At 73.3% G+C, this 11,673-nt stretch carries 9 protein-coding genes; 8 read left to right on the plus strand and 1 reads right to left on the minus strand.

What is annotated here, in order from left to right; genetic code table 11:
• Positions 1-33: 33 nt before the first annotated feature.
• The 8 genes from KO717_RS29675 (at position 34) to KO717_RS29710 (ending at position 8,871) form a co-directional block, all read left to right on the plus strand.
• Positions 34-1,290 carry an MFS transporter gene (locus KO717_RS29675; RefSeq protein ID WP_301372421.1) on the plus strand — a complete coding sequence of 419 codons (1,257 nt, stop codon included), beginning with the start codon at positions 34-36 and terminating at the stop codon, positions 1,288-1,290.
• Positions 1,287-2,813: an ATP-binding protein gene (locus KO717_RS29680; protein ID WP_301372422.1), complete on the plus strand. Its 1,527-nt coding sequence runs from the start codon at positions 1,287-1,289 to the stop codon at positions 2,811-2,813. Before KO717_RS29675 ends, KO717_RS29680 begins: the two co-directional genes overlap by 4 nt.
• A 12-nt stretch (positions 2,814-2,825) precedes the next feature.
• Positions 2,826-3,167 (plus strand): nuclear transport factor 2 family protein, encoded by a 342-nt coding sequence (locus KO717_RS29685; RefSeq protein ID WP_301372423.1) that lies wholly within the window; start codon positions 2,826-2,828, stop codon positions 3,165-3,167.
• Positions 3,168-3,277: 110 nt separating this feature from the next.
• Positions 3,278-3,925, plus strand: a complete 648-nt coding sequence (locus KO717_RS29690) for a TMEM175 family protein (protein ID WP_301372424.1) — start codon at positions 3,278-3,280, stop codon at positions 3,923-3,925.
• Between the two features lie 72 nt (positions 3,926-3,997).
• Positions 3,998-5,308: an IS701 family transposase gene (locus tag KO717_RS29695; protein ID WP_301372425.1), complete on the plus strand. Its 1,311-nt coding sequence runs from the start codon at positions 3,998-4,000 to the stop codon at positions 5,306-5,308.
• Positions 5,308-6,459: an XdhC family protein gene (locus KO717_RS29700; RefSeq protein WP_301372426.1), complete on the plus strand. Its 1,152-nt coding sequence runs from the start codon at positions 5,308-5,310 to the stop codon at positions 6,457-6,459. Before KO717_RS29695 ends, KO717_RS29700 begins: the two co-directional genes overlap by 1 nt.
• A gap of 124 nt (positions 6,460-6,583) precedes the next feature.
• A complete protein-coding gene (locus KO717_RS29705; RefSeq protein WP_301374847.1) occupies positions 6,584-8,047 on the plus strand; it encodes a GuaB1 family IMP dehydrogenase-related protein in 1,464 nt (487 codons plus the stop codon).
• A 269-nt stretch (positions 8,048-8,316) separates the two neighbouring features.
• Positions 8,317-8,871, plus strand: a complete 555-nt coding sequence (locus KO717_RS29710) for a sigma-70 family RNA polymerase sigma factor (RefSeq protein ID WP_301372427.1) — start codon at positions 8,317-8,319, stop codon at positions 8,869-8,871.
• On the opposite strand, the gene KO717_RS29715 is transcribed toward KO717_RS29710, so the two are convergent.
• Positions 8,814-11,633, minus strand: coding sequence for a helix-turn-helix transcriptional regulator (locus tag KO717_RS29715; protein WP_301372428.1), 2,820 nt, complete (start codon positions 11,631-11,633; stop codon positions 8,814-8,816). The two genes, KO717_RS29710 and KO717_RS29715, sit on opposite strands and share 58 nt — an antisense overlap.
• Positions 11,634-11,673 lie beyond the last annotated feature (40 nt).

An 11,673-nucleotide genomic window follows, 5' to 3' on the forward strand; every position in this document is an offset into this window, starting at 1 on the left:
ACGGGCCCCATCACGGGGGAGTTGAGTGACGCAGTGGCCGACACATCCGAGACGACCACGGGGGTAACCGTGCACCCAGCCGCGCACGCGGCCAGTGCGCCCAGAGGCTCCGGCTTCTGGGTGGTGGGAGCGGTCCTCGTCCTGCTGATGCTCTCCTCCTCCGTGCCCTCCGCCCTCTACGTGCTCTACCAGCAGCGGTGGGGGCTCTCCTCCGGCACGATCACGGTGGTCTTCGCCCTGTACGCGGTCACCGTGCTCGCCGGGCTCCTGCTGTTCGGCTCCCTCTCCGACACCCTGGGCCGGCGCCCGGTGCTGGGCGGCGCACTGGTCCTGGCCATGGTCTCGATGGTCCTGTTCGCCGGGGCCCAGGGTCTCGGGCTGCTGCTGGCCGCCCGTGCCGTCCAGGGGCTCGCCGTGGGCCTGGCCACCGGGGCGATGGGCGCGGCCCTGCTGGAACTCAGCCCCGCGTCCAGGCCCGCGCTCGGCGCCCAGGTCAACAGCGCCGGGCCCACGGTGGGCATCGGGCTCGGCGGGATCGGGGCCGGACTCCTCGTCCAGTTCGCGCCCGCCCCGACCGTGCTGAGCTACCTGCTGCTGGTCGGGGCCTTCGCCGTGACCCTCGTGGGGGTGGTCCGGATGCGGGAGAGCGCACCGGGCGCCGGCGGCCGCTTCCGGGTGGTCCCGCACCGGATCCGCGTACCGGCGGACGCCCGCGGCCGCTTCTCCGTCCTCGTCCTGACCATCGTCGCGGTCTGGTCGGTGGGCGGCTTCTACCTCTCGCTGGGCCCGCACCTGGCGCTGTCGCTGCTGGAGTCCACCAACTACCTGGTCGGCGGGGCCACCGTCGCCCTGCTCGCGGGCGCCGCCACCGCCGCCCAGCTGATGCTCGGCCGCACCGAGGCGCTGCGCACCGCCGTGCTCGGCCTGTTCGGCCTCCTCGCCGGACTCGGCCTGGTGCTGGTCGCGCTGGGGATCCGCTCGGCCGCGGTGTTCCTCGTGGCCACGGCCGTCCTCGGCAGCGGCTGGGGCGCCGCGTTCCTCGGCTCCTTCCGCGCGCTGAGCACGCTCGCGCAGCCGGCGCACCGCGGTGAACTGACCGCCGCCGTATACGTTTTCGCGTACCTCGCGATGAGCGTGCCGGCGGTCCTCGCCGGGATGCTCACCAACATCCACGGGCTGCACCGCACGTCGGTCGGCTTCATGGCCGCCGTGGCCGGCGTGTGCGCACTGGCCCTGCTGGCCACCCTGCGACTGGCCGCCCGTACCCGGGCCGAGGGGAGTGCGGCGTGAACGCGGCGGACATGAAGGGCCCGGAGCTGCGGTCGGCCCTGCGCGAGCTGGAGATCTTCGCCGGGATCACCGAGGAGCAGCTGGACTGGCTGGTCTCGGTGTCCGAGCCCCGGATCCTGGCCGACGGCGACGTCCTCTTCCGGGACGGCGAGGAGGCCACCAGCTTCCACGTCCTGCTCTCGGGCGGGCTGGTCGTCACCAAGGTCGTCGACGGCCGGGAGGAGGTGCTCACCCGGCACTCCACCGAGGAGGAGAGCGCCGCTGCCGAGGAGCACGACGGCAAGCCGTCCGCCGCCCACCGGTTCACCGGCGAACTGCCCCTGCTGACCGAGGGCTCCTACGTGGCCACCGCGGCCGCCAGCGGCCCTTCGACCACGGTGGTGGCCTACCCGAAGCCGGTCTTCTTCGAGATGCTGACCCGCTGCCACGGGGTGGCCGCCGTACTGATCCCCGTACTGGCCTGGCGCATCAAGTCCTCCGAGGTGCAGGCCCGCAAGCGGGCCACCGTGGAGGCGCTCGGCACCCTGGCCGCCGGGCTCGCCCACGAGCTGAACAACCCGGCGGCGGCCGTGGCCCGGGCCGCGCAGGAACTGGCCCCGGCCCTGGACCGGCTCACCCGTACCGCCCAGGCCTGGGGTGCGGCCGCCTCGGGCGCCGAGCGCGCGCTCCTCGACCGGCTCGCCGACGAACTGGACAAGCTGCCGCCGCCGGTGACCACCGACCCGTTCGCCCAGGCCGACGCCGAGGAGGAGATCGCCGACTGGGCCGAGGAGGCGGGCACCGAACGGCCCGGCCTGCTCGGATCCGGGGTCGCGGACCTCGGGCTGGAGCTGGGCTGGCTGCTGGAGCGGCTGGAAGGCGTGGGGGAGCCGGCCCTCGCCCCGGCCCTGGACCACCTGGCGGCGCTGCTGGAGATCCGTTCGCTCGCGGCGGAGCTCCGGGCCGCGGGTCCCAGGATCTCCCAGCTCGTCGCCGCCACCCGGGATTACGCCAACCTCGACCGGGCGCCCGAACAGCGCTTCGCGGTGCCCGACGGACTGGAGAACACGCTGGTCGTCCTGCGTTCCAAGCTCGCGGGCATCAGCATCGTGCGTGAGTACGAGCCCGGCCTGCCCGAACTGACGGGCTACCCCAGCGAGTTGAATCAGGTGTGGACCAACCTGGTCGACAACGCGGCCGAGGCCATGGAGGGCGCCGGCGTCCTGACCCTGCGCGCCCGGGCCGAAGGCGTCTGCATGGTCGTCGAGATCGCCGACACCGGCCGCGGCATCCCGGCCGAATCCCTGCCGCGGATCTTCGAACCCTTCTACACCACCAAGGACGTGGGCAAGGGCACGGGACTGGGGCTGCACCTCAGCTACCGCATCGTGACCCAGCGCCACCACGGGTCGATCACCGCCCGCTCGCGTCCCGGTGAGACCCGGATGGTCGTGCGGCTGCCCTTCGCCGGCAGCGCCCAGTCCTGCGCCTCACCTGCGACAACACCCGAAACGGAACCCATCGTGGGCACCTCTCCCCGTTGAAACGGAGTCGACATGGCCAAGTACGACATCTCCAAGCTGCACCCGGTGTTCGTCCGTCAGATGGAGGCGCTGGCCGCCCTGGACATCGAGGCGGTGATGAAGAACTACACCGACGACGCCGTGCTGCTGCGCTTCGAAGGAGCCTCGGTGGGGATCGAAGCCGTTCGCGAGACGTTCACCGGCTATCTCACGGTGAAGCCCTCGCTCGTGGAACTCCAGGAGTACATCGAGACCGAAGACACCATCTTCTACCGGGCGATCATGAACCTGAACGGTGAACCGGAGCACGCGTTCGGGACACTTGTCGTCCGCGATGGCCGAATCTGGCGCCAGACAGCCGGATTCGGCAGCTGAAGGCCGGAATCTGGGTAGCGTGTGCGGGGAGGGCGCCGCAGCGCCCTCCCCGTATGTGTGGCATGACGCGCGCGGGCTGCATATATGCAAGAAGCGGCAAAGGGGAGGCAATGGAAAGCGAAACCGGGCGGATCGAGGCATTCAGTGACGGCGTATTCGCCGTCATCATCACAATCCTTGTTCTGGAATTGAAGGTTCCGGAAGAAACCGGCTCGGAGTTCTGGCATGGAGTCCGGGAACAGTGGCCCCATTACGCCGCCTACGTCGTGAGTTTCCTCATCATCGGCGTGATGTGGGTGAATCACCACACCATCTTCAGTCACCTCAGGAGGGTGGACCGCCCCCTGTTGTTCCTGAATCTCCTGGTGCTGATGGTGGTATCGGTGGTCCCGTACACCACCAATGTCCTCGCCGAGCACCTCATGGAGGAAGGCGGCTCCGCCAACGCCGCCGCCGTCCTCTACAGCGGCGTCACCGTGGCCTACGCCCTGGCGTTCCTGGCCTTCTGGTGGTACGTCACCCGGGTCGGCCACCTCTTCCACGAGCAGGTGGACAAGGAGGGCGCACGCGCCACTCGGGTGCGCTTCGGCCTCGGGGCCATCGCGTACCCCCTCACCGTCCTGCTGGCCTTCTACTCCGCACCACTCACACTTGTCGCCCACTTCCTGATCGCGATCTACTATGCGGCGAACCAGATCCCCATCCCCCTCGTGGTAGAGGAAGAGCGGCTCGATTCTGCCAGCGACCTCAGGAAGTAGCCGCCGGGGCCTACGGCCGTTCTGTACGGTCAAGTAGGGTATTGGATCTAGCTGGTCGCGGGGGAGGCCCAGATGGCTCGCGTAGTCCTGCCGGAGGATTCCACGACGGAAATCTCCGAATTGATCGACGTCCTGATCTCTCTTCTCTTCGAATCATTACCCCGGCGGGACCAGCGAAACTGGGCCCGCGTTTATCTGAACGGTCTGGTGCGGACCACCGGGAAGAAAACAATTCGTAACATCGCCGGAACAGGGGCCAGTTCCGTCGAGCAGAGCCTCCAGCAGTTCATCAGCAAGTCCCCCTGGGACTGGACCCCGGTCCGCCGCTCCCTCGCCCAGCACCTCGAACGCACCGCACAGCGCCCCCTGGCCTGGGTGCTCCAGCCCATGGTCATAGAGAAGGCGGGGGACCGTTCCGTCGGCGTCGGCCGGCAGTTCGTCCCCCAGCTCGGCCGCACCGCCAACTGTCAGCAGGCGAGCGGGATCTGGCTCGCCTCCAGCGAGGCCAGCTTCCCGGTCGAATGGACCCTCACCCTCCCCGGGCCCTGGACCAGCGAACTCCTGCGCCGCCGCCGGGCCGGCATCCCCGACACGGCCCGCTCCCTCACGCCCGCCCAGGACGCCGTGAACGCCGTCCAGCGGATGGCCGCCGGCTGGCAACTCCAGCGCCGGCCCGTGGTGATGGAGGTCGCCAACGGCGACCTCCCCCAGAGCATCGAGTCCTTCACCCTCCAGGACATCCCCTTCGTCTTCAAGGTCGACGGCTCACTGCCCGTCTCCTTCGGCGGCGCCGGCCGGTACAAGCCCGGGCCGCACACCGCCCCCGCCCGCGAGCTCATCGACTCCCTGCGCTCCCAGCGCCGCGTCGTCGAATGGACCCGGCACGGCCGCGCCGAGGGCGCGGTGACCCTGCTGACCTCGGCCTCGATCTTCGCCACCCCCTGCGAGGACCGCCCCGTGCCCGCGCCGCCCACCCCGCTGCTGCTGGTCGGAGCCTGGACCGAAACCGCGCTGCTGCCCTCCGAGTTCTGGATCACCAACATCGGAGACCGGCCGCTCGCCCAGCTCTTCCTGCTCGCCAAGCTCACCGACCGCGTCTCCCTCGACTTCGCCGAGACCTGCGAACCCGTGGGCATCCGGGACTTCGAAGGCCGCTCCTTCCGGGGCTGGCACCACCACGCCACCCTCGCCAGCGTGGCCCACGCCGCGAAACTGCTCGGCGCGCGCCCGCCGATACCCGACGGATACCCCGGACCCACCCGGTCGGCCGCCGCGACCGCCGCACCGCCCAGAGCGGCCACAGCCCGGCCGGCGACCCCGGCCGTCCTGCCGCCGCGACCGCACCTGCCCGGACAGACCCCGCGCCGCGAGTACATCCGCTGATGCTCGACATAGCCGACGAGCTACGCGCGTGGTGCGCCGCGCAGCGGGAGTTCGCACTCGCCACCGTCGTCGCCGTCAGTGGGAGCGCTCCCCGCGGCCCCGGCGCCTCCCTCGCCGTCGACGACAAGGGCACCGCGCTCGGCTCCATCTCCGGAGGCTGCGTGGAATCCGCCGTGCACGAGCTGTGCCTGGACGCCATCGCCTCCGGCGAAGGCGGCCTGCACCGGTTCGGCTACAGCGACGACGACGCCTTCGCCGTGGGCCTGACCTGCGGCGGAGTCCTCGACGTGCTGGTCACCCCGGTGCGCGGGCTCGACCCGGTCCGGCCCGTGCTCGGCTCGGTGCTCGACGCCGCCGCCGGGGGCACCCGGGCCGCACTCGCCCGGGTGGTCTCCGGACCGCCGTCCCAGCTGGGCCGGGCCCTCGCCGTGCACGCCGACGGCACCTACGAGGGCGGGCTCGCCGGCGGCCCCGACCTGGACCGGGCCGCGGCCCGGCAGGTACGGGCGCTGCTGCTGGCCGGACGCACCGGCACCGCCGAGCTCGGCACGGCCGGCGGGCTCTGCGGGGAGCCCCTGACCCTCCTCGTCGAATCGGCCGCCGAGCCGCCCCGGCTGCTCGTCTACGGGGCCATCGACTTCGCCGCGGCCCTCGCCCGGATCGGCGCCTTCCTCGGCCACCGGGTCACCGTGTGCGACGCCCGGCCCGTCTTCACGACCCGGGCCCGCTTCCCCGACGCCGACGAGGTCGTCGTCGACTGGCCGCACCGGCACCTGGCCGCCGAATGGGACGCGGGCCGCCTGGACTCCCGTACCGCGGTCTGCGTCCTCACCCACGACGCCAAATTCGACATACCGCTGCTGGAACTGGCCCTGCGGTTGCCCCTGGGCTACGTGGGGGCCATGGGATCGCGGCGCACCCACACCGAACGCGAGAGACGGTTGCGGGCCCAGGGCGTCACGGACTCCGCCCTGGCCCGCCTGCGCTCACCCATCGGACTCGACCTCGGCGGCGCCACCCCCGAGGAGACCGCGCTGGCCATAGCCGCCGAGTTCACGGCCGTCCGGCACGGCGGATCGGTGCTCCCGCTGGCCCGGCGGCACGGCCCGGTCCACCGCCGGACCCGGCCCGCCGGGACCAAGGTCCCGTAGGAAACGACCATCCGGCCCGGTCCGTCCTGGACGATCAGCCCGGGCGGCGTGAACGCCAGGTCGTGGGAGAATGAAGTACGTGCGTTTCCCCGGCTGTCCTGCCGGGGCGTAGACGGATCCTTCGATCGACTGGGATGTTCAGCACGTGCGTTTCCTCAATGACCTGAAGCCGCCGTACGACCTGACGTACGACGATGTGTTCATGGTGCCGAGCCGCTCCGCGGTCGGTTCCCGTCAGGGTGTCGACCTGTCCTCCCCCGACGGAACCGGCACCACCATTCCCCTCGTCGTGGCGAACATGACCGCCATCGCGGGCCGCCGGATGGCCGAAACGGTCGCCCGCCGCGGCGGAATCGTCGTCATCCCGCAGGACATCCCGATCGAGATCGTCACCGACGTCATCTCCTGGGTGAAGACCCGCCACCTCGTGCTCGACACCCCGATCACGCTGGCGCCCACCCAGACGGTCGCCGACGCGCTGTCCCTGCTGCCCAAGCGCGCCCACGGCGCCGGAGTCGTCGTCGACGCCGAGGGCCGCCCGGTCGGCGTCGTCACCGACCACGACCTGACCGGCGTCGACCGCTTCACCCAGCTCTCCGAGGTCATGTCGAAGGAGCTGCTGCTCATCGACGCCGACATGGACGCCCGCGAGGCCTTCAACCAGCTCGACGCCGGCCACCGCAAGCTGGCCCCGGCCGTCGACAAGGACGGCAAGCTCGTCGGCATCCTCACCCGCAAGGGCGCCCTGCGCGCGACGCTCTACACCCCGGCCACCGACGCGAACGGCAAGCTGCGCATCGCGGCCGCCGTCGGCATCAACGGCGACTTCGTGGCCAAGGCCAAGCAGCTGCTCGACGCGGGCGTGGACACGCTCGTCATCGACACGGCGCACGGCCACCAGGAGTCGATGATCAGCGCGATCAAGGCCATCCGCGCCCTGGACCCGCAGGTCCCGATCGTGGCGGGCAACATCGTCGCCGCCGAGGGCGTCAAGGACCTCATCGACGCCGGCGCGGACATCATCAAGGTCGGTGTGGGCCCCGGCGCCATGTGCACCACCCGCATGATGACCGGCGTCGGCCGCCCGCAGTTCTCCGCGGTGCTGGAGTGCGCGGCCGAGGCGAAGAAGTACGGCAAGCACGTGTGGGCCGACGGCGGCGTCCGTCACCCGCGTGACGTGGCGATGGCGCTGGCCGCCGGCGCGTCCAACGTGATGATCGGCTCCTGGTTCGCCGGTACGTACGAGTCCCCGGGCGACCTCCAGCAGTCCGCCGACGGCCGCCTCTACAAGGAGTCCTTCGGCATGGCCTCCGCCCGCGCGGTGCAGAACCGCACGAGCGAGGAGTCGGCCTACGACCGGGCCCGCAAGGGCCTGTTCGAGGAGGGCATCTCCACCTCGCGCATGTTCCTCGACCCGACCCGCCCGGGCGTCGAGGACCTGATCGACTCGATCATCGCGGGCGTCCGCTCCTCGTGCACCTACGCCGGTGCCGGCTCCCTCGCGGAGTTCGAGGAGAAGGCCGTGGTCGGCATCCAGTCCGCCGCCGGTTACGCCGAGGGCAAGCCGCTGCACGCCAGCTGGAGCTAGTTCCTTCCGTCCCGTGGCCCTGGGCCGTCCCCCTGGTGGACGGCCCAGGGCCACGGGCGTTCCCGCATGCGGCACCGCTGCCGGGGCGGGGCGCCGAGGAACGGTGGAAGGGCGGGGTGGGGAAGGCCCCGCGCAGCGGCAGCCCGCACGACCGTTCGGCGCACCGGGGGACCGTTCGGCGCAGGACGGGTCCGGATACGCCAAGCGGCGGATAACTCCGGGGCATCGGGCCGTCACGCTGAGGTGACCCGACCTGGAAGGGGCACCCCGTGACCAGAACCGACCCGCACGCCCTCGCCCGGCTGCACAGCGAGCACGGCAAGGCCCTCTACGGATTCCTCCTCGGCCTCACCTTCGGCGACCGCCAGCGCGCCGAGGACCTCCTGCAGGAGACGCTCTTCCGGGCCTGGACCCACCCCGAGGCCCTGGAGAGCGGCCACACCTCCATGCGGCCCTGGCTCTACACCGTCGGCCGGCGCCTCGCCATCGACGCCCGGCGGGCCCGCCTGGTGCGGCCCGCCGAGGTCGGGCCCGACGCCCTCGACCTCTCCCCGGCCGCCGACGACCACACCGAACAGGCCGTCGCCACCCTCGACGTCCGACGGGCCCTGCGACTGCTGAGCCCCGAGCACCGCGCCGTGCTCGTGCAGATCTACTACCGAGGTGCCTCCGTCTGCGAGGCCGCCGCGGAGCTCGGAGTGCCCGCCGGCACCGTGAAGTCCCGTACCCACTACGCCTTACGGGCCCTGCGCGCCGCCATGCCCGGCTACGGACCCGGCGCACCCGGCGTGCCCGCCGCGCCCGGTGGCCGCGCCGCCGCCTGAGCCGCCACCGCCGCCCGCGAACGGACCTGCAGCTTGGCCAGGATGTGCGACACGTGCGTCTGCACCGTCCTCGGCGAGAGGAACAGCACGCTCGCGATCTCCGGATTCGACCGGCCCTGCGCCACCAGCAGCGCCACCTTCAGCTCGGCCGGGGTCAGCGCCTCCCAGCCGCTGGCCGGTCTGCGCCGAGCCGACCGGCTGCCCCGGCGCACCCCCAGGCTCCGCAGCCGGGCATCGGCCCGGGCGATGTCCCACCGGGCACCCGGACCCTCGTACACCGCCACCGCACGCGTCAGCACCGACCGCGCCCCCGCCAGATCCCCGTGCCAGGCCCGCGCCACCGCGAGGTCCTCCAGGGTCTGGCCCAGCACCAGCGGCCATCCGCCGCGCTCACCGCGCGCCACCGCCTGCTCCAGCAGCTCCGGATCCTGCGCGAACAGCCCCCGGCAGCGCAGCAGGGCCAGCGCCGGCCCCGGATAGTCGGCCAGTGCCCGCGCCGAGCGCGCGCAGCACTCCACCGCCGCCCGGGCCGTGGCACTCTCCCCGCACTCCAGCGCCAGCCGGACGATCTCCGACAGCACCCAGGGGCGCTCGTACACCGTCTCCTCCTCCGCACCCTCCGCCAGCGCGGGCAGCAGCGCGCCCAGTGCGTCGGACGGCCGGCCGTCCCGTTCCGCCAGCAGCGCCCGCGCGAGCAGTACGTGGGAGGCGTAGCGGCGGGCCGTGGGCGTGGCGAAGGCGTCCGCCGGCAGGTCCGCGAGCTCGGCCCGCGCCGCCTCCCGCTCGTCCCGGTGGCCCAGCACCAGCGCCCGCAGCCCGTGCACCACCACAGGCAGCCAGCCGTCCGAGACGGGCAGCCGGTCCGCCCGCGTCAGGCCGGCCAGGGCCCCGTCCCAGTCGCCGAGCCGGTAGTGGAACTCGGCGAGCCGGGCCTCCGTCACCACCAGCCGCCCGGTCGAACGGGTCGCCGCGGCCAGCTCCCGCGCCTCTTCCAGCGCGGCTGCCACGACCACCGGCTCGTCGAAGCGCATGTGCCCCTCCGCCTGGTTCGCCAGCAGCAGCAACCGCATGTCGTCGGCCTCCGGGCTCCGCCGCGCCCATCCGATCCCCTCCGCGACGTGCCGCAGCGAGTCCCGGCCGCGCCCCAGGTGGAACAGGGCGTACGACGCCGCGTGGTGGGCCTCCGCCCCGCACAGCGGATCGCGCAGCCGCCGCGCGGCCGCCACCACCGGCCCCGCCAGCGCGTGGGCCTCGGCAGCCCGGTGCAGATCGGCCAGGGCCAGTACCCGGCAGGCCTCCAGGCGCAGCCGCAGGGCGACGGACGGGAACTCCTCCGCCAGCGCCCGCTCGGTCACCGCCAGGGAGCGGGCCATGTCGCCCTGGATCATCAGGGCGGAGACCAGCTTGAAGTCGACCGCGGCCCGTCGGCCGGGGTCGGTGGACCGGGCCCGCAGGGCGGCCAGCAGCTCCACCGACTCGGGGCGGCGCAGCAGCAGCGCGGCGTCCGCCAGCCGCTCCTCCAGCGCGTCCCGGGTCTCCCGGTCCCACGGGCCGCCCTGCGCGATGGCCCGCTCCAGCAGCTCGGCCGCCGCACCCGGGGCACCCGCGATCAGCGCCGGGGCCGAGTCCGCCAGCCAGCGCACCGCCCAGGGCGTCAGCAGGCCGCCGCCGAGCAGCTGTTCGGCGGTCCGGGCCGCGGGCAGTCCCGCCTCGGCGAAGGCCCGGGCGGCGTCCTGGTGCAGGGCCGTGCGCAGGGCCTCGGGGGTCTCGGCGTACAGCGCCGACCGCAGCGCCGGGTGGCGGAAGCACAGCCGGCCGCCGCCGGCGTCCGCCAGCAGTCCGGCCGCCAGGGGCTCTGCCAGTTCCGTGAGCAACTCCCGGGCGGGCCTGCCCCGTACGAGGGCCAGCTCGCGGACGGTGAAGGCCGCACCGAGCAGCGCCGCGTGCCGCAGGGCGGTGCGCGCGGGCCCCGACAGCCAGGCCAGTTCCCGCGTCACGGAGGCGGGCGGCGGCGGCAACTCTCCCTCCGGGAGCAGCAGTTCCGCTCTTCCGCCCTCGACCCGCAGGACCCCGGACCACTGCGCGAGCAGTTCCCGCAGCAGGCGCGGGTTGCCGCCCGACTGCCGCGCCGCCTCCCGCAGCCGGGGGCCCGGCTCCGCGCCCAGCAGGTCCCGGACCAGCTCGTCCGTCTCCGCCGTGGACAGCGGCTCCAGCCGGAGCGTGCGCCCGCCCGGCGTCGCGCACAGCGGCTCCAGCTCGGGCCGGCCCGGCAGCGGCCGTCGGGTCACCACCAGCAGCAGCGGCAGCCGGCCCGCCACCGCCCAGCCCGCCAGGCGCTGCCACAGCAGCAGGCTGGCCGGGTCCGCCCAGTGCGCGTCGTCCAGCACCAGCAGCAGCGGCCGCCGCGCGCACCACTCCTCGACCCGGGCCGTCAGCAGGTCCATCGCGGCCAGCAGCGCACCGCCCGGCCGCGCCGCCCCCTCGGCCTCCCGCAGCAGTGCGACGGCGGCCGCCCGGTCCGGGCCCCCGGGGTGCAGGCAGTCCAGCGCGGCGCGCAGCGGCAGCTCCGCCCCGAGGGCGTCGGCCGCCGCGTACCGCACCCGGCAGCCGAGCGCCGCCGCCGCGCTCAGGGCGCCGCGCACGAATCCGGTGCGGCCCGCGCCGGGCTCGCCCTCCACGATCAGCAGGCCTCCGCGGCCCTCCGCACCCCCGCGCACCCATTCCCGTAACTCGTCACGCTGCTGCTCTCGCCCGACCCGCACGTCGGCGATCCCTCCGGTCACGTCGCGCCGGTCACAGGAT

The sequence above is a fragment of the Streptomyces xanthophaeus genome, assembly GCF_030440515.1.
Taxonomy (GTDB): Bacteria; Actinomycetota; Actinomycetes; order Streptomycetales; family Streptomycetaceae; genus Streptomyces; species Streptomyces kutzneri.

Bases quoted from the DNA above. Each gene is read 5' to 3' on its own strand.
- KO717_RS29685 (WP_301372423.1), top strand. From the start codon at position 2,826: ATGGCCAAGTACGACATCTCCAAGCTGCACCCGGTGTTCGTCCGTCAG.
- KO717_RS29690 (WP_301372424.1), top strand. From the start codon at position 3,278: ATGGAAAGCGAAACCGGGCGGATCGAGGCATTCAGTGACGGCGTATTC.
- KO717_RS29695 (WP_301372425.1), top strand. From the start codon at position 3,998: ATGGCTCGCGTAGTCCTGCCGGAGGATTCCACGACGGAAATCTCCGAA.
- KO717_RS29700 (WP_301372426.1), top strand. From the start codon at position 5,308: ATGCTCGACATAGCCGACGAGCTACGCGCGTGGTGCGCCGCGCAGCGG.